Annotated in this window: 23 protein-coding genes; 22 read left to right on the forward strand and 1 reads right to left on the reverse strand. The window is 40.7% G+C overall.

The annotated features are described in order from the left end of the window. Positions 1–94: 94 nt before the first annotated feature. Complete coding sequence (locus NST74_RS11590) at positions 95–712, reverse strand: nitroreductase family protein (RefSeq protein ID WP_042126687.1); 618 nt, start codon at positions 710–712, stop codon at positions 95–97. 259 nt (positions 713–971) lie between these two features. On the opposite strand from NST74_RS11590, the gene NST74_RS11595 reads away from it, so the two are divergent. From NST74_RS11595 to NST74_RS11700, 22 genes are all read left to right on the forward strand, one after another. Beyond that, the gene (locus NST74_RS11595; protein ID WP_445668188.1) at positions 972–1817 is read left to right on the forward strand and encodes a DUF2785 domain-containing protein; all 846 of its coding nucleotides are present in this window, start codon (positions 972–974) and stop codon (positions 1815–1817) included. A 207-nt stretch (positions 1818–2024) separates the two neighbouring features. Next, entirely contained in the window at positions 2025–2468 is a 444-nt protein-coding gene (locus NST74_RS11600; protein WP_076117762.1) for a DUF1641 domain-containing protein, read from the forward strand. Between the two features lie 39 nt (positions 2469–2507). Beyond that, complete coding sequence (locus NST74_RS11605; protein WP_042126690.1) at positions 2508–3686, forward strand: NAD(P)/FAD-dependent oxidoreductase; 1179 nt, start codon at positions 2508–2510, stop codon at positions 3684–3686. Positions 3687–3844: 158 nt separating this feature from the next. Next, positions 3845–4480 (forward strand): SGNH/GDSL hydrolase family protein, encoded by a 636-nt coding sequence (locus NST74_RS11610; RefSeq protein ID WP_341112164.1) that lies wholly within the window; start codon positions 3845–3847, stop codon positions 4478–4480. A gap of 193 nt (positions 4481–4673) precedes the next feature. Further along, positions 4674–5666, forward strand: coding sequence for a hypothetical protein (locus tag NST74_RS11615; RefSeq protein WP_341112166.1), 993 nt, complete (start codon positions 4674–4676; stop codon positions 5664–5666). Between the two features lie 32 nt (positions 5667–5698). Beyond that, on the forward strand, positions 5699–6445 hold the full coding sequence (gene map, locus NST74_RS11620; protein ID WP_042126696.1) for a type I methionyl aminopeptidase: 747 nt from the start codon (positions 5699–5701) through the stop codon (positions 6443–6445). Positions 6446–6461: 16 nt separating this feature from the next. Continuing rightward, positions 6462–7043, forward strand: coding sequence for a DJ-1/PfpI family protein (locus NST74_RS11625; protein WP_341112169.1), 582 nt, complete (start codon positions 6462–6464; stop codon positions 7041–7043). A gap of 24 nt (positions 7044–7067) precedes the next feature. Further along, a complete protein-coding gene (locus NST74_RS11630; RefSeq protein WP_341112171.1) occupies positions 7068–7892 on the forward strand; it encodes a hypothetical protein in 825 nt (274 codons plus the stop codon). 108 nt (positions 7893–8000) lie between these two features. Further along, positions 8001–9260 carry an MFS transporter gene (locus tag NST74_RS11635; protein WP_341112172.1) on the forward strand — a complete coding sequence of 420 codons (1260 nt, stop codon included), beginning with the start codon at positions 8001–8003 and terminating at the stop codon, positions 9258–9260. Continuing rightward, complete coding sequence (locus NST74_RS11640) at positions 9257–10561, forward strand: alkaline phosphatase family protein (protein WP_341112173.1); 1305 nt, start codon at positions 9257–9259, stop codon at positions 10559–10561. The genes NST74_RS11635 and NST74_RS11640 overlap by 4 nt, the downstream gene beginning before the upstream one ends. A gap of 208 nt (positions 10562–10769) precedes the next feature. Beyond that, the gene (locus NST74_RS11645; protein WP_341112174.1) at positions 10770–11852 is read left to right on the forward strand and encodes a nucleotidyltransferase domain-containing protein; all 1083 of its coding nucleotides are present in this window, start codon (positions 10770–10772) and stop codon (positions 11850–11852) included. 240 nt (positions 11853–12092) lie between these two features. Beyond that, complete coding sequence (locus tag NST74_RS11650; RefSeq protein WP_197069775.1) at positions 12093–12968, forward strand: YitT family protein; 876 nt, start codon at positions 12093–12095, stop codon at positions 12966–12968. A 123-nt stretch (positions 12969–13091) separates the two neighbouring features. Next, complete coding sequence (locus tag NST74_RS11655; protein ID WP_341112175.1) at positions 13092–13514, forward strand: Rrf2 family transcriptional regulator; 423 nt, start codon at positions 13092–13094, stop codon at positions 13512–13514. A gap of 113 nt (positions 13515–13627) precedes the next feature. After that, a complete protein-coding gene (locus NST74_RS11660; RefSeq protein ID WP_341112176.1) occupies positions 13628–14098 on the forward strand; it encodes a DinB family protein in 471 nt (156 codons plus the stop codon). A 139-nt stretch (positions 14099–14237) separates the two neighbouring features. Then, the gene (locus tag NST74_RS11665) at positions 14238–14972 is read left to right on the forward strand and encodes a metallophosphoesterase family protein (protein WP_341112177.1); all 735 of its coding nucleotides are present in this window, start codon (positions 14238–14240) and stop codon (positions 14970–14972) included. A gap of 30 nt (positions 14973–15002) precedes the next feature. Next, positions 15003–15587 (forward strand): GNAT family N-acetyltransferase, encoded by a 585-nt coding sequence (locus tag NST74_RS11670; protein ID WP_076117746.1) that lies wholly within the window; start codon positions 15003–15005, stop codon positions 15585–15587. Positions 15588–15604: 17 nt separating this feature from the next. Next, a complete protein-coding gene (locus NST74_RS11675) occupies positions 15605–16345 on the forward strand; it encodes a Type 1 glutamine amidotransferase-like domain-containing protein (RefSeq protein WP_341112179.1) in 741 nt (246 codons plus the stop codon). After that, positions 16342–16881, forward strand: a complete 540-nt coding sequence (locus NST74_RS11680; protein ID WP_341112180.1) for a GNAT family N-acetyltransferase — start codon at positions 16342–16344, stop codon at positions 16879–16881. Before NST74_RS11675 ends, NST74_RS11680 begins: the two co-directional genes overlap by 4 nt. A 13-nt stretch (positions 16882–16894) precedes the next feature. After that, entirely contained in the window at positions 16895–17266 is a 372-nt protein-coding gene (locus NST74_RS11685) for a hypothetical protein (protein WP_341112181.1), read from the forward strand. 30 nt (positions 17267–17296) lie between these two features. Further along, positions 17297–17620 carry a low molecular weight protein tyrosine phosphatase family protein gene (locus NST74_RS11690; RefSeq protein ID WP_341115873.1) on the forward strand — a complete coding sequence of 108 codons (324 nt, stop codon included), beginning with the start codon at positions 17297–17299 and terminating at the stop codon, positions 17618–17620. Positions 17621–17768: 148 nt separating this feature from the next. Beyond that, positions 17769–18644: a VOC family protein gene (locus tag NST74_RS11695; protein ID WP_341112183.1), complete on the forward strand. Its 876-nt coding sequence runs from the start codon at positions 17769–17771 to the stop codon at positions 18642–18644. 120 nt (positions 18645–18764) lie between these two features. Continuing rightward, complete coding sequence (locus tag NST74_RS11700; protein WP_341112185.1) at positions 18765–19646, forward strand: beta-1,6-N-acetylglucosaminyltransferase; 882 nt, start codon at positions 18765–18767, stop codon at positions 19644–19646.

Here is a 19646-nt window from a genome sequence, read left to right on the forward strand (position 1 = left end):
TTCAGATCCACAGCCTCATTAAAAAGCGCTCCATCCGTTATTCAAACCTCGGATGGAACGCTTTTGTCATAATATTGTTATGCTTCTATAATGCTCAGATAAATTCAACGAATTCATTGACCGGTTTACGATAGCCGCGTGGTCTGATTTTATGTTTCTTGTCTTTGCCGATAGTGATCAGCATAACAGGTACCATATGATCGGGAAGATTTAAAGTGGATTGAATGGCCTCCGGATCAAAGCCGATCATCGGGCAGGTATCCCAGCCTTTATCTTTGGCAATCAGCATGAAGTGCATGGCAGACAGAGAAGCATTCCGTATAGCTTCATCTCTTTGAAAAGCATCATTTCCTGAATAAGCATTGTTAATCGTTTCTATCTCTGCATCATAATCCTCTTGGCTCATCGCCCCTAAAGCTTTGAGTCCTCCGTAAATTTCTGGAGCCTTCAGATAAGCATTCTTATCTCCGAGTACCACAATTACCGCTGAGGAAGAGTGTATTTTATATTGACCGTAAGCCGCCTTACGAATCTCTTCTTTTAAATTCTCATCAGAAACGACTTTATAGTTTGTATGTTGAAGATTATAAGCCGATGGTGCCAATCTGGCGTAAGAGAACATTTCCTCTAGTTCATTCTGAGGGATCTTCACCCCTTCAACAAAATTCATCGCAGACCTACGGGATTCAATCAAATCTGTAAAAGTGCTCATGAGTTATTCCTCCATATGTGTATGTATTTGCTTTTTAATTATAAACAAGTGACATTTATAAATAAACTAACTATTTGTTACTAACTCAAAATATCACAGTTAAATATTTTCGTCAATGATTAAATTCTCACTTCATGTAGCTTAAGCCTTCTAAGTACTTGGAGTGTATGAAGAATAAATACTATGTTGTAAAATATTAGGATGTAAATTAGGATATTAGGATATGAAAAATGCTTTTATTAATGAAAGGGTGGGAATGTTGAACGATACTAGAGAGCAGTTGATCATAGACCTGCAAAGAATTGAAGAGAACGATTATAAGCTTAGAAGTGGAGAGCAACTAAGGGATTATGTGAAGCTGATGCTTGAGTACATAGGAGATCCACAGCCAGAGCTGCGAGATGATTTGATCTATTCCACCTTCTACAAATGGATGAACGAGAAAAAATGGTTTAGTGATGTAGAGCTTCGTGAACTTCTCTTGATTCTCCTTGACGAGCAGCATTTGTTCTATCACATTGGCAGCAAAGAGGATCAGGCTGTGTTCACAAGAACGTTTTCTGTGCTGGTCGTTGCACTTATTCTTCAGCGGCATAGGGAAAAGGCTTTTTTAGATAGCGCTGAGTTTACAAATGTGAAGGAAGCTCTGATTAGATATTATGAGGAAGAACAGGATTTACGAGGATTTATGCAAGAAGAAGGCTGGGCGCATGCTGCAGCGCATGGTGCAGATGCCTTGGATGAACTGGTACTGTGCTCGGAGAGTGATGCTGCAATCAGGGAAGAGGTTCTGGCAATCATCCAAAGAATGCTTTACAACGATCATCAGTACATATTTAACGATGAAGAAGATGAACGGATGGCTACGATTGTAGCTACAATCATAGATCATCATTTACTTCCACAGCTGTCAATTGTCGACTGGGTCAGCAGCTTGGAGCAATGTGGAGGGTGGCCAAGAAGTCGCAACAAGTATGTTGCTCGTGTGAATACAAAGAATTTCCTTCGTTCTCTTTACTTTAGGTTGCTTCCAACAATGCAAAATCAGGATATGGTGAACGCTTTATTGAAGGCGGAGATGAAATTAAATGAATTTACACAATAAGTATTTAATCACCTAAGCGTATATAAATAATATTGGAAATTTTAATCAATCGATTTTAATGTAATAAAAATCACAAAACTTTAGAAAAATTCAAAAACTTTGTGACATTTATAACTTGATAAGTGCTATAATAGAAATATGGCGTTAAAAGTTATTATTTTTTATTACTATTAAGCAGCAAAGCTTATTTGCAGAGGAGATTCGGATATGTCAGAAACAATCACTCAAACAACCCCTGAACAAGAATCACCAAAATTAGCTGTTACTCAAGAACAAATGAATGTTCTTGAGCAGCTATTGAAGCCTGAAGTTCAGGAATCGTTAACTGTCTTAGTGGAACAGTTGCCAAAATTAACAGAGCTTGTCGGCGTGCTCACAAAGTCATATGACTTTGTTCAAACTGTCGCTGCGGATGAAGTCTTGAAAAGTGATACGGTAAGTGCAATTAAAGAGCTTGCTGAACCTGTGGTGCATTCTGCGAAGAATATGGCAGCTACAGTGATCGAAGCGCAAGATCGTGCGAATGAAAGTAGCGATGTGATCGGTGTATTTGGTCTAATGAAGATGATGAAAGATCCACAAGCACAGAAGCTTTTCCGTTTTGTAAATGCTTATCTTCAAGTTGCCGGCGAACGCAGTCAGCAGAAATAATATTTTTTATATCTCATTCGTAAGGACGGAGGAAACATCATGTCTAAACATATTGTCATTCTAGGAGCAGGTTATGGTGGTTTACTAAGCGCCTTAACTGTACGCAAGTACCTAAAGAAAGACGAAGCTAAAATTACAGTCGTTAATCAATATCCTACTCATCAAATTATTACAGAATTGCATCGTCTTGCAGCGGGTAGTGTTGCAGAAGGTGCTGTTGCTATGCCACTAGCTAAGCTTTTTGCAGGTAAAGATATCGACCTGAAAATTGCAAAGGTTAATTCTTTTTCTGTTGAAAACAAACAAATTACACTATCTGATGGTGTGACATTATCCTACGATGCTTTGGTTGTGGGTCTTGGAAGCACAACCGCTTATTTTGGCATTCCAGGTCTTGAGCAATACAGCATGGTCTTGAAATCTGCAGCGGATGCTAACAGAATTCATCGTCACATTGATGAACGTATCCGTGAATATGCAAAGTCTAAAAATCCAGCGGATGCAAGCATTCTAATCGGCGGCGGCGGCTTAACAGGTGTTGAACTGGTTGGTGAAATTGCTGATGTGTTGCCAACACTCACTAAGAAATATGGTGTGGATCCTAAAGAAATTAAACTGATGCTGGTTGAAGCAGGTCCTAAGATTCTTCCGGTATTGCCAGATGCACTGATCGAACGCGCAGTGGCAAGCTTAGAAAAACGTGGTGTACAATTCTTGACAGGTCTACCTGTTACGAATGTAGCAGATAATGTAATTGACTTGAAAGACGGTCAAAAAATTGTTGCTAACACATTTGTATGGACGGGCGGCGTGCAAGGAAATCCACTGATTGGTGAGTCCGGTCTTGAAGTGAACCGTGGTCGTGCAACGGTAAATGAATTCCTGCAATCCACCTCACACAAAGACGTATTCGTTGCTGGGGACAGCGCCGTTGTCTTTGCTGAGGATGGTCGTCCATATCCACCTACTGCACAAATCGCTTGGCAAATGGGTGAATTGATCGGGTACAATCTTTATGCGTACTTGAAGGACAAATCTTTTGAATCCTTTAGTCCGATCAACTCTGGTACCCTTGCGAGCTTAGGCCGTAAAGACGGTGTGGCCATCGTTGGTGCAAGCTCTACTCCTCTAAAAGGATTACCAGCAACCTTGATGAAGGAAGCCAGTAATATTCGTTACTTGTCCCACATTAAAGGATTGTTTAGCTTAGCTTATTAATTTATGATTGGAAAACCTGCTCTGAATTGAGCAGGTTTTTTTGTTGATCTCTAGTGGTTTCTACCATGAATTGTAAACGTTATCCTAGTACGCAGTATTCGTTTTTGCTATAATAGATTGGCTAATATTAACAAAGGGAAATAGAGGAGGATTACGTGATGTTATTCCGGCAAAACGATGTCATTCTGTTTCAAGGCGACAGCATAACGGATTGGGGTCGTAATTATGAAGATGCTTCATCGCTTGGTGTAGGTTATGCATTGATGATCGCCGCTCGTCTGGGGCATTTATATCCTGAGAAGAACCTTACATTCTATAATCGCGGAATTAGCGGCAACCGTGCTGTGGATTTGCAGGAACGCTGGGATAAGGATTGCCTGAATCTAAAGCCGACTTGGGTGTCCATATATATTGGTATTAACGACACTTGGCGCCGCTTTGATTCTGGTCAGGAAACAACGCCTGAACAATTTGAAGCTGCGTATCGTGACCTGATCGAACGCACGCAGCATTCGCTCGCTGCTAAATTAGTCTTAATAGAGCCATTCGTGTTGCCTGTTCCTGAAGATCGTAAAACTTGGCGCCAGGATCTGGACCCGAAAATTCACATTGTACGGGAACTGGCGCGTGAATATGGTGCATTGCTTGTTCCACTGGATGGTCTGTTTGCTGCGGCATCTGTGAAAGCAGAACCTGCTTATTGGGCTCCGGATGGAGTACATCCATCACCTGCAGGCCATGCCCTTATTGCAGATGCTTGGCTTAAGACGGTAGGAGCAACCGATAAAGCTTAAGGGTCTGATCGTATTTCTAAATAATTCACTTGATTCTATAAGACTAGAACCACTCATTAAAGGAGCAGGTTATAGTCTTTTTTTATAACTGCTAGGAAAGTCGTTTCGTTATATTTATTGACACTGTTATAATTGGGTTATGTTTCTTTTATTGGAGGCGGTTCGTATTCGGCGTTTATTGTGTGTTGTATCTTTGTTAGTAGTTACGCTGTTAAGCGGATGTAAGAATGATGTGGGCTTCATCAATGCTAGGTGGATCACCGGAGTATCATTAACCCCTGTAATATCAAGTGATCAGAATCAAGCTGACCATTCAGAACATTCCGAGACCCTTATGCTGAAGGACTCTACTCTGATTAAGACGCTTGCGGAGGCTATGAACAAGAGTAATAAATTATCGGGGGAGCTGGATTGGGCTCCTGAATTTAAAATGGAACTTGTTTATGGTGATGGCTACTCGAAGGATTATTACATAGCAATAGGTGATGAACTCGGCTATAAAGGGGTATTTACTACAGCTGAGAATGGTGGTCAGGGCTACTCTATTCCGGTGAAGAATTCGGACCAATTAAGGAAACTCATTTTTGGGACAGTAGATCAGGCGAACATAGAACAGACGGAGTCGCTGGAGTCTTCTGTTAAGGTTACAGGGCCAGTAACGATATCACATAATGACCTCTCTCCGGTAACTGCTAGAGCCGAATTTTTGAATCTGCAGCTTTTAGATGGAACCTACAGTGAGGATTGGACAACATCAGGTCCGTTGATGGGAAGAAATTGGAGCGGCCGATTTGGGCTTGCGCTTATAGACGATCAAGGGAGAACTTTGAATAGTTTTCCGCTCAGTGAACATTTTGAGGATCCCATAATATTTAATGATTTTTTTCAAATTCAGTTTGAGGACTATAATGGCGACGGCGATCCTGATTTTACTTTGGGGCAGTACGGGTCTAGTAACGGTTACTTCTACAAGTTGTTTACGCTTAGAAAAAATAACGTTATAGAGGAACTACCAATCCAATCCGGTTCTGATTTATTTATCAGCAGTCCTAAGGGGTATTCGATAAAGCTTGATAAAGTGGATGACCATAGCTTCAAGAGAAGTTATTACGATAATGCAGCGGGTAAACAGCTCGAAGATATTTTTCAGTGGAATGGAAGTGCATTTCAGAAGGTAGATAAGTGATTCATACCAGAAGTGAGAGGAATGTGTGATAGATGACGAGTGATACCATACAAGATTTAGAAGGACTAAAAGCCATAGGAAAAGTGGTAGGACATACCATCGCCGAGATGAAAAAGAAAGTTACTCCCGGCATGACTACAGCAGAGCTTGATAAGATTGGAGCTGGCATTCTAGCGGAATTCGGAGCATCCTCAGCCCCGATGAAAACGTATAATTTTCCAGGCAGCACCTGCATCAGTGTAAATGAAGAGGTTGCTCATGGGATTCCTGGTCCTAGAGTGATTAATGCCGGTGATTTGATCAATATTGATGTATCTGCTGAGTTGAATGGTTATTATGGGGACGCGGGGGTTTCTTTTCAATTGCCACCCTACAATGAGGATATTTTACGTCTGTGCCGGAGTACTGAGGAAACTATGATGAGCGTAATCAATCATCTGAGAGCTGGGATGAAGGTCAATGAGATTGGCAGAATGATGGAGCTCGAAGCTCGGAAACGCGGCTATAGAGTGGTTCGTAATCTGTGCAGCCACGGGATTGGCAAATCACTGCATGAGAAGCCATTTGAAATCTTACCTTTCTATAATCCTAGAGTGACTACAGTGTTAAAAGAGGGACAGGTGATTACCGTTGAACCTTTCCTCTCTACTGGAGCAGATTACGTGGAGCAGCAGTCGGATGGATGGACACTGAGCGTTGTAGACAATGGCCGGGTAGCGCAGTTTGAGCATACGATTATCGTGACGAAAGGTGAGCCTATTATCCTAACCAAACCATAAAGAGGAGAGTGCGAGTGTGAAAATCGCCTTTATACTTTTTGACGGGATTACGTTCTTAGATTTTGCGGGGTTCTATGATGTTATTTATCGATTAGGGCCATTTGAAATCGGAAAAGGGTTGTCGTGGGATATATGTGCAGCTTCGGAAGAAGTGACGGATGAGTTAGGATTCACTGTGAAAGCTGGGAAAGTGCTGCCTGAGCTTTCGGAGTATGACATGATATTTGTACCTGGAGGGATGGGGACACGGAAACTCCGTTATGATGAAGCTTTTGTCTCATGGATTGCGGGTGCCCGCAATGTTCCTTATAAGGTGTCGGTCTGCACTGGATCACTGCTGCTTGGGGCTGCGGGGTTGTTAGAGGGGAAAAAAGCCACTACCCATCCATCTGCCTATGATTTACTAAGACCCTATTGTGAAGAAGTTGTGGAGACCCGTATTGTACATGATGGAAATGTAATTACAGGCGGTGGAGTTTCGACTTCTATTGATCTAGGTTTATATCTGATTTCATCTTTGGCTGGTGAATCAGCAATGAATTCGGTGAAGAAGCAGATTGATTATCCGTATGAGATGCAGGGGATCGTTCGAATCTGAAGATAGATACCGGAGGGACCAGAGATGGCTGGACAAAAAATGACGGTTATGCTGTTTCAGCAATGGGTAAGCGATAAGGAACAGTGGGTACAGCTTAGAGATTTACTGATGAAGGAGAGCAACCTTCCCGGGCAACGAGTAAATTTGGAGCTCTCAGGAGATTTTGCCAAACATTTTGCCCATCCTAAACTAACAGAAACAGACTGGGAGTTTCTTAATTCCTGGGCTAATCTTACTGAGGCAGAAGCTGGGGTGAATGATCCCCGTGAGTTTCTGCCGTTTTGTGCGGTTAGAGCGCTGGGTGCTTATTACAGCTACGCTAATGAAGAACAGAAAATTACGATACAGAGCATTATTAAGACAGCTATGAACGACTCCAGATGGAGGATGCGTGAAGCGTCTGCTATGGCGCTGCAAAGTATAGGGGAGGTTGGTTTTGCCCTCGTCAGGCAGCTGATCGACATGTGGGAGGAGGGCGCGAACGGGCTTGAACAAAGAGCGTTTGTAGCAGCGTTAGCGCATCCTCCTCTTTTAAAAAAGAAAGAGAATACGCTTTATTGTCTTCAGTTGGCTACTCGAATCATGGAAAATATGGGTAGTGGGGAAGTGCAATATGAGGACGCTGAGCATTTTCGTGTATTATCTAAGGGGCTTGAATACAGCTTAAGTGTATTTGTGGCGAGTGAACCTGAAGCGGGTTTTGCCATGCTGGAGAACTTCGCTAAGAGCCCTGATAACCGAATTATTAAGATTGTGAAGAGTAATCTTGGTAAGTCACGTTTGAGTAAGAAGTATGCTCTACAGGTTGCTGAGATCCTCAAGAGTTTGACAATACAGGAGAGGACATGAGGATCAGCTTTCCATTGGAATTATGAAGTATAGTTTTACATGCATTTAACATGCCACATACGCTTAAGTGATATAACAGAAAGAACTAGGTGAAAAGGTGGCTGTTAGATGAAACTAAGTAAAGAGGAAAAATCATGGATTCTTTATGACTGTGGAAATTCTGCGTATTCGATGGCGGTTACAACGGCATTACTGCCCATTGTTTTTGGAATGTTTACGAATGTGAACAGCAGTATGGATTTGGGGTATTTTAATTCCATTGCGAGTATTTTGGTGGCGATCTTAAGCCCGATTTTAGGGACGATGGCAGATTACAAGGATAAGAAGAAACGCTTCTTCATATTTTTCTCATTGATCGGTGTGATAGCTACAGCTTCACTGGCTTTCGTTGCGCCTGCAAGCGGACAATGGCAGCTATTGATTGTATTTTATATTTTGTCGGTGATAGGTTTTGCGGGAGCTAATATTTTTTATGATTCTTTTTTGGTGGATGTAACCACGGACGAAAGAATGGATAAGGTATCTTCAAAAGGTTTTGCTTTTGGATATATCGCCAGTGTCATTCCTTTTGGTATCAGTCTACTGCTGATTCTGTTCATGGGGATGGATAAATCGATTGGTTATCAGATTGGATTTATAATCACTGCCCTTTGGTGGGGACTGCTGACCATGCCTATGATCAAGGATGTGCAGCAAAGATATTACATAGAACCTGAACCCAAACCGATCATTAATAGCTTTAAAAGATTGGGAGACACGTTTAAAAATGTAAGACAGCATAAAGTAGTATTTGTATTCTTGATCGCCTATTTTCTCTATATTGATGGGGTAGATACGATTATTAAAATGGTAGTGCCATATGCCACATCGGTACTGGGTGCGGATGCTTTTGATACTTTTACTTTACTGGGGATCTTATTAGTTATCCAGATCATCGCATTTCCGTGTGCTATCCTGTATGGTAATCTCGCCAAAAAATACTCAGCTAGAACGATGATCATCGTGGGGATTTTTACATATATCATTTCCTGTATCGCGGCTTACTTTATTACTTCAGTGTGGCATATATTTATTCTGGGAGCGCTAATTGGTTCCGCCCAGGGAGGGATTCAAGCACTCAGCAGATCTTATTATGCGAAGATTATTCCTAAGGAAAAATCCAATGAATTCTTTGGTTTTTACAATATCTTTGGTAAGTTTGCGGCGATTGTTGGTCCAGCTGTAATGTCATTAACAACTACCCTAACAGGCAGCGCTAAATTTAGTATTTTATCGATTATCCCGCTATTCATTATTGGATTCTTCGTATTTATAACTTTACCTAAAGAGCAGCTGGAACAAGATGAACCGAAGGGACTTATCCTATGAAGTCGAGCAAAGAACAAACGGCAATGGCCAAACATCTGATCGTCATCTCTTACGATGCCTTTTCAGAAGATCAATGGAAAATGGCCAGCCGTCTTCCAAACCTATCGAAATTGATTAAGAACGGAGCGCATAGTAATCAATTAAAAAGTGTATATCCCACGCTCACTTATGTGGTGCACACTACGATAGCAACCGGTGTATATCCAGATAAGCATGGCATCCACCATAACAATCCATTTCAGCCGTTTGTGAAGGAAAAGGAGCAAAGCTGGTTCTGGTTCAGAAATGCGATAAAGGTGCCCACGATTTACGATGCTGCGCGCGAGCATAACATGAGTACCGCTGGAATTCTCTGGCCAGTATCAGGGAAATCCTCAATCCAATACAATATCCCTGAAATCAGAGCTATCAAAAAAGAAAATCAAGCACTGAAGGTGTTAAAAAGCGGGAGCCCATTATATTGTATAGAGATGGAGTTGAAATACGGACGGCTTCGAAAAGGGATTGAGCAGCCCTATCTGGATGACTTCACGACAAAGTGTGCGATAGAAACGATTAAGCGTAAAAAACCTAATCTTCTGATGATGCATTTGATTGATCTGGATGACGCCAAGCATATTTACGGCACTGACAGCGATGAAGTGAAGCAGGTAATCACACGCATGGATAAACGGCTAGGCGATATTATGCAAGCAGTGGATGAAGCCGGGATAAAGGATGACACAGTTTTTTTAGTTTTGGGTGACCATGGCCAGTTCAATGTTAGATACAAAGTGCATTTGAACAACCTTTTGCAGGAAAAAGGGCTGATCTATGAAGAAAATGGTGAGATGAAGTGGAGAGCTTACTTTCAGTGTGGGGGCGGAGCCGCTTATCTACATATCAAACAAGGTGATGAAGAAGCTGAACAATTAGCATTAGCTGCGATTCGGGAGGATATGAAAGATGACGCTTCCGGCATAGAGGAATTGTATGCAAGAGAGGAGCTGGATCATCTACATGTGGGCCAATCTACTAGGTATATGCTTGAAGCTAAGAAAGGCTATTGTTTCGATGAAAGCATGGATGAACCAACCATTGTTGATTTGAATAAACAAGGAATTAAATATGCTACTCATGGCTACTCTCCCGAAAAAGAGGATTACAGATGCAACTTGGTGATCTCAGGGACTAAGGTGAAAAGTGATTTTCCCATAGGGGATCTCAAAATGGTAGATATAGCTCCTACGATGGCAAAGATTTTAGGAATTGACTTTAATCCTTGTGACGGAAGACCTTTAGATGAAATTTTCGTTTACTAAAGCAAGCTGTGAGAAAAACATTCATTATTTACTAAATAACGCGTTGGTAGAGAAGATTCGTCTCTTGCCAGCGCGTTCTTTGTTTACCTAGAAGGAGAAGGGCTTGTACTTGGTATAGATTAAATATAGATAAAGTCGGAATACTTACTAGAACAAGATCCATATACAATGGAATTAAAATGTATTGTGAGGAAGAGGGGAATTGGATATGGATGCTGATATTAGACAAAAAATTTTAAATAAAAATGACAGACTTATTAGTATGGTTATTGAACGTGCTAAGAGAGATTTTCCTGATGACATTGCAATCATTGGGCTTACAGGTTCTTTCAGTACCGGAGATTTTCATGAAAAAAGCGATCTTGATCTAATCATAATTAATAATACAGCCCAAGGCTGGGGGATATCTTCGTGTTTTATTCTGGAGGATGTTGGATACGACATCTATTGTACGCCATGGGAAACAAGGATAGAAGATCAAGCGAATCTTGAGAGCCCAATGATTTCGTGTCTGATTGATTTAGAACTGTTATATTGTGCGAAACCCGAATATCTGGAAAAGCTAAATTTATATAAACAGAGAGCGCTCGATGCTTTGGCAAAGCCTATAGGGAGTGAATGTATTAGCAGAGCGAAAAAGAATTTAGACATAGCAAAACAAGAATATACGAATACATTACTTTCTGAAGAGATCGGAGCAGTGAGGTATGCTTCATGCGAAGTAGTGTACAATTTGGTAAATGCTTTAACACATTTGAACAATACCTATTTTAAACGGGGACTTAAGAGATATCTGGAGGAAATAGCTACATATCGTTACATTCCTGATGATTTTGAAATGAAATATATGGCTGTGATCGATGCGAAGACTGTCGTTGAAATCAGAAGCGCATCATATAGATTTTTAGAAAGCGTCAATGATTTATATAATAAAATGTATAAGGATTTTGTGATTCAGCCTGTCCCAACCTATGATAATCTTGGCGGGACCTTTGAGGAACTGTGGTGTAACAGCCGTAATAAGGTTATAGCAAGTGTAGAATTAAAGGATAAATCTTATGCTTATTATGCAGCGATGGGCATACAAAATTTTCTTGATGAAATGACAGAATCAAGGGGAACCCCAAAGTTTGATCTTATGCAGTATTTTGATTCAGATCATCTGCATTTATTTAAAGAGCAGTTCCTGCAGGTCATGGATGAATATCTGGAAGAATATAATAAGGTGGGAAGGAAAGTTGACCGATACGATACTTTTGAGGAATTATATAACAAATATATGAGGGTATAGCTGATTTAGCGGATAGTGAAGATTACCAGATTACGAATTTTCGTAGTCTGGTTTTTTCATTTTTTATGGAACGATAAGATTATTTTAAGTCATATGGGTAGAATAATAGATATCATACTAGTGGCGTCTGATTTGCCAAAGTGGTGACATTTATTATAGACTATTTTTTGTCGGCTTTTGTCCAGTGAATATTGTTCACTTGCAGTGATATAAAAAACTAATTTGAAGCGGGGAAATGGAATGCATGGAATGAGACAGCATCAAAAATCAAATAAGCTGAAGATATTTTCAAAAGTCATATTAATTATTATAGGGGCACTAATTACTTCATATGGTCTGGAATCGGTATTAATACCCAACAATGTCTCAGATGGTGGTGTAACAGGGCTGAGTATCGTTGGTTCACAGCTGTTTGGATTGCCATTAGGACTGTTAATTGTTCTAATTAACATCCCTTTTGTTTGGCTAGGATATAAGCAAATTGGTAAAAGCTTTGCTGTTTATTCCATTATCGGTATTGCCTCACTTGCCATTGGTACAAGCCTTATGCACCATGTGCCAACAATTATTGAAGGAGATACATTGTTAATTACTGTTGTCGGCGGGATTATCATCGGTTTTGGTATGGGGTTAGCGTTACGTAATGGCGGGGCGTTAGATGGGATAGATATGTTGGCCGTATTACTTTCAAGAAAAATACCTTTTGGGACTAGTGATCTGATCTTGTTCCTAAACATGTTTGTCTTTATTGTTGTTTCAACAGCGTTTGGTCTACAAGGGGCGATTTTATCCGCACTTGCTTATTTTATTGCTTCTAAAGTGATTCATATTGTTGAAGAAGGATTGAGTGGTTCTAAAACCTTTAAAATCATTACAGTTCAACCGGAAATCATGGTAGAGACGATTCGTGACCGATTGGGTCGTGGGGCAACCTATACAGATGCTTATGGCGGCTACTCTAATGAACAATTCAAAGAAATCACCTGTGTAATTAACCGTCTGGAAGAAAGCAAAATAAAAGATATCATTCATGAAATTGACCCTAACGCTTTTGTTGTAGTATATGATGTAGCAGAAGTTAAGGGCGGTAATTTCAAGAAGCACAATATTCATTAATTGCGATCTTGAAGCTTTATCTCCTCAAGTGTTTGACAAATGCATAGAATGTAACTATTATTGTTGCATCTGAATAATGCACTTGTTACTAGCACGTCAGTAAGGCAGAAGGAGAGATTTCCAATGAACATCAGCACCCGATTTGCAGTAGCTATTCATATATTAACGTTAATCGACAGTAATAAAGAGGGCAAAAGCACCTCGGAGTGGATAGCTGGTAGCGTGAACACAAACCCTGTAGTTATCCGCCGGCTAACGAGTATGCTGCAAAAAGCAGGGCTGGTAACCGCCCGCCCGGGAGTCGCAGGAGCTTCGCTTTCACGTAGCAGCGCTGAGATTACACTACTTCAGATTTATAAGGCAGTAAACGCGGTGGAAGAGGATTCATTGTTCTCGGTTCATGAGCACCCTAACCCGGAATGTCCGGTCGGCAAAAATATTGCAAGCGCCATTGTACCCGTATTCTCGAACGCGCAAAAGGCGATGGAGAATGTCCTTCAGGAGGTTACTTTGGAGCAGATTGTGAATGAAATACCGGAAATATAATTACTCCATATCTCAACGTAGGATGAAGACCACAACATGTGCTAACGTGATTGTGGTCTTTTTTTTGCAGAGACTAAGGGGTTTTATAAAAAATAGAAAAGAGGCTGATTTTTTTGAATACTACTATGGTTGATGTCTTAAAGGGTCAGTTTGAGCCAACGTTAGAGATGCTTACTCGATTAGTAGAAGAATGTCCTGATGAGCTTTGGTTTGACAGACAAACGAACTATTGGAAGCATATCTTTCATGCCATTACGGGGATTCAATTTTGGTTTAGAGAAGGAAGTGAAGTATTTCACGTACCTACCTTAAATAAAGATATCACACCTGATTTGGATAAGGAATGTACGGAGGATCCGACGAAAGCGGAAATGGGTGCTTATGTGCAAGAAATGATAGAAAAGGCTCACTCTTTTATAGAACCATTAAACGACCAGTCTATTTTCGAACCTTGTGACGTATATAACGAATTCACTAAGGCTGATGTTATTCTAATGCAGATCAGGCACATCCAACATCATGTCGGTTATTGCAATCATATTTTAAATTCTCATAAACATAAGGCTGTTCAATGGCTTGGTTAGGGGACTAATGACTCAAAGAAGGGAAGTAAGACATAATTATAGAATCTGTATTTAGAAGGTAGGTAACAAAAGATAGAGGGTATAATACAATCTATATAGTTTACAAAGCTGAAGTGGAAAAATGAACGGAGGATCTACAGTGGAACAAATCGCATTAATCTCAGATATACATGGAAATATCCCGGCTTTGACAGCCGTACTGGATGATATTAAGCAACGTGGAATTAGCAGGATATTTTGCCTGGGAGATATTGTTGGAAAAGGGCCGAATTCAGATCTAGCCGTTGATATCATTAAAAACAATTGTGAAATCAGTGTTATGGGAAACTGGGATGATTTAATGAATCAGGATGTTGATTTTGAAATGGCCCGGTGGAGCCGGAAATTGTTAGGGAAAGAACGTCTTGCTTATTTGGGTACATTACCGTTCTCGATTGAGTTTATGATGAGTGGTAAGTTTATCCGGTTATTTCATGCTTCGCCGCGAAGCTACTATGAACGGATTCAGCCTTGGGACGATTACGAGAAACGACTGTCTATGTTTGGTTGTTCCGAACTGTGCCAGGAGAAGCGACAAGCGGATATCGTTGGTTATGGGGACATTCATAATGCTTTTATTCAACATATAGAAGGGAAGACATTATTTAATGTAGGCAGCGTGGGGAATCCTCTGGATGTCACTCAGGCATCTTATGTGATTTTGGAGGGGGAGTATGGAGGAGTGACAGGAGCTTCTTTGAACATACAATTTGTAAGAGTCCCTTATGATATTGAGTTGGCCATTCAACAAGCCGTAGACGCGGTTATGCCAGCTACAGAGCCATATATACGAGAGCTTAGAACTGCGCAATACAGGGGAAATGTGCGGGGATAGAAATACCAAAAAAGTAACGGAGGGAACAAATTGAAGCTTAGTCACGTATTTGAGCATTTCCCTACTTTAGAAACTGAACACTTAACACTAAAAAAGATTGAAGTTAGTAACCTCGAAGAGGTATTTGGAATTTATAGCAATGATCAAGTGTTTGAGTACTGTGGTATTATTCCGAAGCATAATAAAGATACAGTGAAAAATATGATTGGACATTTTGAGCGGGATTTTAACAAAGGGGTAAGAGTGAAGTGGGGGATTTTCCGCAAAAATAATCCGTACATATTGCTAGGTATCATCGAAGCAATGGATTTTAATCAAAAAGTGGATATGGTTACGATTGGGTATTTTTTAGCGGAATCTTATTGGGGAAAAGGGATTGCAACTCAGGCGATTCAAGCAGTGAAAAAATATTTATTTGAAACTGCAGAGGTCAATCGAATCCAAGCAGAGGTCATGCCTTTTAATGAGCGGTCCAAGCGGGTGCTCCTAAAAAGTGGCTTTATGAAAGAGGGAACGTTAAGGCAAGCTCATGTATGGTCAGGTAAAGGTCTCGTTGATTTGGAGATTTACAGCATCCTAGCAGAGGAATACGGAAAGGGAGAAGGCGGATCCTAGTGAAAGTAGGGGAGATTATGGGGACTATCGTGGTCATAGGTGGGGGAGAACTAATCGATTTAGAAACGCTAGAAATGGATCGTGAAGTTGTGAAGTTAACCCAAAAAGCTAATCCGAAAGCATTATTTATTCCAACAGCTAGTAGTGATGCTCCAGGTTATTGTGATACGTTCAACAAAGTGTACGGCGAGATTCTAGGCTGTGAGACAAGTCATTTATTACTTGTGAGCCAAACCTATACCCATGAAGAAATCGTTGAGCTAATTACGTCTGCTGATCTGATTTATGTTGGTGGAGGCAATACCCGAAAAATGCTGGAGATTTGGAACAATACCGGTGTGGCTGCTCTTCTAAAAGATGCTTACACCTCTGGGACCGTATTAGCAGGGCTGAGTGCAGGTTCCATTTGCTGGTTTGAATATGGGCATAGTGACTCTGAAGCGTTCGACGACCAAGGGGAATGGCAGTATATTAAACTTGAAGCAATGGGTATTCTGCCTGGTATTCATTGTCCGCATTATAATGAGGATATTCGGGTTGAGGATTTTTCGCGTATGGTTAAAGGTGGAGGGTTGCCTGGCATCGCAGTGGATAATAACTGTGCCATCATCTACAAGGATCATGAATTTAAGGTGATGTCGACCAGAGAAGAAGCCAAAGCCTACCGTGTGATGGACACCGAGCAAGGGGTTGTCGTTACGGAAATCGAAGAACATCTAAGCTTCAGACCTCTTAAAGAACTGTATAGTGCGCTATGATTATTTTTGAGCAGCAAGAGATCGGGCTAAGAACACTCGAACCGGGTGATGCTGGATTGCTTATGAAATGGCTCTCAGATCCTGTTGTACTGGAATTTTACGAAGGTCGTGATCGACCGCATGATCTGGAGTTGGTTAGTAAGCATTTTTATGAGGATCGAGATGAAGTCACGCGGTGTATTGTGCAATATAGGGAGCAGGATATAGGATACCTCCAGTTCTATCTGATTGATAAAGAAGAAGTGGAGGAATACGGTTATACAGAATTTAAAGGTGAAATATTCGGGATGGACCAGTTCATTGGTGAGGCGGAGTGGTGGAATCAAGGCATAGGCTCGCAGCTCATCAAAAAAACAGTTAACTATCTTATTGAAAACAAACAGGCTGATAAAATCGTAATGGACCCGCAAGCTTGGAATAAGAGAGCGCTGAGGGTGTATGAGAAAAGTGGCTTTGTAAAGAAGAAATACCTTGAGAAGCATGAAATGCATGAAGGAGAATTAAGAGATTGTTGGTTGATTGAATATGAGGAGTAGAGAGGAGGAGGCCATGAAAACAAATCAGATTTATATCGTCCTAGCGAGTTTTATTCTAGGGATTTCATTTATTATTGGATGTTCATTTATTAATGGCCATAAAGAAACGAAAGTCGATCAAGAACAGACTCCATCGATAACAACAGCGGATAAGCTGCTTATGGATATTAAAGAGACGGCCTTATACTTGAATTTGACTGAAGCTCAGGTGATGAATATTATTACAACGGAGCATAATAGTTTAAAGCTTGGGTCTTTTCCTGGTACTCCCTTTCCTTTTATAAATTTAGACAATAAATATCTTTTTAACAAAGACTTATTATCAAAATGGGTTGCGGAAGCCTCCTTAAATAGGAGAGTTTATCTGAACGGACAAACAAAATAAGGTTTTACTCGGATAAGGAAGGTGCGCTCTATTAAACTACTGTTCGTCTGCAGCCAGAATCGTTGGCGGAGTCTAACTGCAGAGAAGATATTTCAAGGAATCGACGGTCACGAAGTAAGATCTGCTGGAACAGAGGATCAAGCCAGAATCAAACTTTCTGCGGGGCATGTGGGCTGGGCGGATGTTATTTTTGTGATGGAGAAGAAACATCTTCGAAGAATTCAAGATAAATTTAGAGACATTGTAATCGGCAAACGAATAATTTGTCTGAATATATCAGATGATTATAAGTATATGGATGAAGACTTAATTGGACTTCTGGAGTCCAGTGTGTCTGAATATTTACTGAAATAGCTCTTCTAAGGATGTTATGAATCATGTTTGGCTGTGAATCAGTCGGCATGATTTTTTTATTGGTAATTGACAAACATATAGAATGTAACTATACTAAAGATAGTTAATTTGTAACTGAATAAGTTACAGGATATTGGGAGGAAACATTATGACAACTAAAACAACACTTCATCCGGACGTAGCAATTGGTCTGGTGCAAATTAGGGTAAGTAATTTAGAGCGTTCGCTCACTTTTTATAAGAACGTTGTGGGACTAAGTGTCTTGCGGCAATCTGGCCGTGAGGTAGAAATGACTGCTGATGGCCAAAATGTGTTATTGATTCTGCGGGAGATTGAGAATGCAAGGGTGCTTCGCCCGAACTCTGTGGCTGGACTGTATCATTTTGCCATCCTTGTTCCGGATCGTCCGAGCTTGGGACTTGTTGTTCGCAACTTGATTGCTTCAGGGATTGAAGTAGGTCAGGGGGATCATTTGGTGAGTGAAGCACTGTACATTCAGGATCCAGACAACAATGGAATCGAAATTTATCGAGATCGTCCTAAGGATACATGGAAGTATGATGCAGAAGGTCACGTAGTGATGACAACGGATCCGGTAGATGTAGATGGATTGTTGGCAGCTTCTGAAGGTTTACAATGGAACGGGTTGCCTGCTGGAACAGTGATCGGCCATGTGCACTTTCATGTAGGTAATTTAACTAAGGCGAAGGAGTTCTACGTTGGTTTGCTTGGATTTGATCTAGTAGCTAATTATGGCAGTGCGGCAATGTTCATCTCCGCAGGTGGGTATCATCACCATATTGGGTTGAATATTTGGGCGGGGCAAGGTGCGCCTGCGGCTCCTGCTGATGCAGTAGGAATTGATTATTTCACCTTACTTTTCCCGAATGAAGAGGAACGTGCGGCTGTCGTTGAGCGTGTTCAGCAGGCTGGCTACACTGTTGTGGAAGAGAACGGGGACCCTACATTCAAAGATCCTTGGAACATTGGGATCAGACTCATCGTGAAGAGTCGCATGAAATAACTAATCTTTGGAAAAATAAACCTTTATATGGATAAAAAGAACTATTCATCCTCGTCCATTTATTTTATAATATTTGGAAATAGATGGTCGGAAGGGTGAAGGTTGTTGGAATCATTCAAAATGGCGTATGTGATCCTTTGTCACAAAAATTCTGAACAGATCAATATGCTAATCGATAGTTTAACTAGTGAATCCGTCGAGTTTTTCCTGCATGTCGATCAGAAAAGTGATATTGAAGCTGACATTACCCATCGTAATGATATCCATTTTGTGAAAGAGTCTATTGATGTTCAGTGGGGACATTACAGTCAGATTGAATGCATTTTGAAGTGTTTTGCGCTGATCAAACAACATGGGAAGTTCAGTTATATTCACATTATAAGTGGTCAGGATATGCCCCTTGCTTCCAATGAAGTTATTCTTGATTTCTTTAAGGAGAATCAGGGGGATGAATTTGTGAAGTATCTCCAATTACCTAACGTTTCTGAAACGTGGGGGTGTTATGAGCGGGTATCGGTTTATTATCCTAGATTCCTGATCTCAAGAACCAGACGTATGGCAGCTATTAGAATGAGGTATATTAAGTTAGTAATGAGTGTTCCGTTCCTGCAAAGAAGGTTGGATGCTCTCCCAAAAGCACTATACAAAGGCTCGAACTGGATGTCCATTACAGGTGGATGTATGGAATACATCATGGAGTTCATTTCTACTACTCCGGAGTATGTTAGATTTTTTAAGAACTCACTATGTGGTGATGAAATCTTCTTCCATACGATTATTTTGAATAGTACTTTTAAGAGCAATGTACGGAGTGAAATTAAGAGGTATACAGACTGGGAAACAGGACCGGATTATCCTCGAACGTTAACGTTAGAAGATTATGAACGGATCACTCGTACCGCTGGTACAGAATGCTTTTGGGGTAGAAAGTTTGATCTGGATATCGATAGAACCATCGTTCAGAATCTCCTTAATATAAATTCTAAAATAAAAATATCGTAA

The sequence above is a fragment of the Paenibacillus sp. FSL F4-0125 genome (assembly GCF_038008565.1).
Taxonomy (GTDB): Bacteria; Bacillota; Bacilli; order Paenibacillales; family Paenibacillaceae; genus Paenibacillus_AQ.

Excerpts from the sequence above, each read along its gene's own strand:
- NST74_RS11645 (WP_341112174.1), top strand. The coding sequence starts at position 10,770 with ATGGATGCTGATATTAGACAAAAAATTTTAAATAAAAATGACAGACTT.
- NST74_RS11695 (WP_341112183.1), top strand. The coding sequence starts at position 17,769 with ATGACAACTAAAACAACACTTCATCCGGACGTAGCAATTGGTCTGGTG.
- NST74_RS11675 (WP_341112179.1), top strand. The coding sequence starts at position 15,605 with ATGGGGACTATCGTGGTCATAGGTGGGGGAGAACTAATCGATTTAGAA.
- NST74_RS11685 (WP_341112181.1), top strand. The coding sequence starts at position 16,895 with ATGAAAACAAATCAGATTTATATCGTCCTAGCGAGTTTTATTCTAGGG.
- map (WP_042126696.1), top strand. The coding sequence starts at position 5,699 with ATGACGAGTGATACCATACAAGATTTAGAAGGACTAAAAGCCATAGGA.
- NST74_RS11640 (WP_341112173.1), top strand. The coding sequence starts at position 9,257 with ATGAAGTCGAGCAAAGAACAAACGGCAATGGCCAAACATCTGATCGTC.
- NST74_RS11635 (WP_341112172.1), top strand. The coding sequence starts at position 8,001 with ATGAAACTAAGTAAAGAGGAAAAATCATGGATTCTTTATGACTGTGGA.
- NST74_RS11605 (WP_042126690.1), top strand. The coding sequence starts at position 2,508 with ATGTCTAAACATATTGTCATTCTAGGAGCAGGTTATGGTGGTTTACTA.
- NST74_RS11650 (WP_197069775.1), top strand. The coding sequence starts at position 12,093 with ATGCATGGAATGAGACAGCATCAAAAATCAAATAAGCTGAAGATATTT.
- NST74_RS11610 (WP_341112164.1), top strand. The coding sequence starts at position 3,845 with ATGTTATTCCGGCAAAACGATGTCATTCTGTTTCAAGGCGACAGCATA.
- NST74_RS11700 (WP_341112185.1), top strand. The coding sequence starts at position 18,765 with ATGGCGTATGTGATCCTTTGTCACAAAAATTCTGAACAGATCAATATG.
- NST74_RS11680 (WP_341112180.1), top strand. The coding sequence starts at position 16,342 with ATGATTATTTTTGAGCAGCAAGAGATCGGGCTAAGAACACTCGAACCG.
- NST74_RS11655 (WP_341112175.1), top strand. The coding sequence starts at position 13,092 with ATGAACATCAGCACCCGATTTGCAGTAGCTATTCATATATTAACGTTA.
- NST74_RS11600 (WP_076117762.1), top strand. The coding sequence starts at position 2,025 with ATGTCAGAAACAATCACTCAAACAACCCCTGAACAAGAATCACCAAAA.
- NST74_RS11630 (WP_341112171.1), top strand. The coding sequence starts at position 7,068 with ATGGCTGGACAAAAAATGACGGTTATGCTGTTTCAGCAATGGGTAAGC.
- NST74_RS11590 (WP_042126687.1), bottom strand. The coding sequence starts at position 712 with ATGAGCACTTTTACAGATTTGATTGAATCCCGTAGGTCTGCGATGAAT.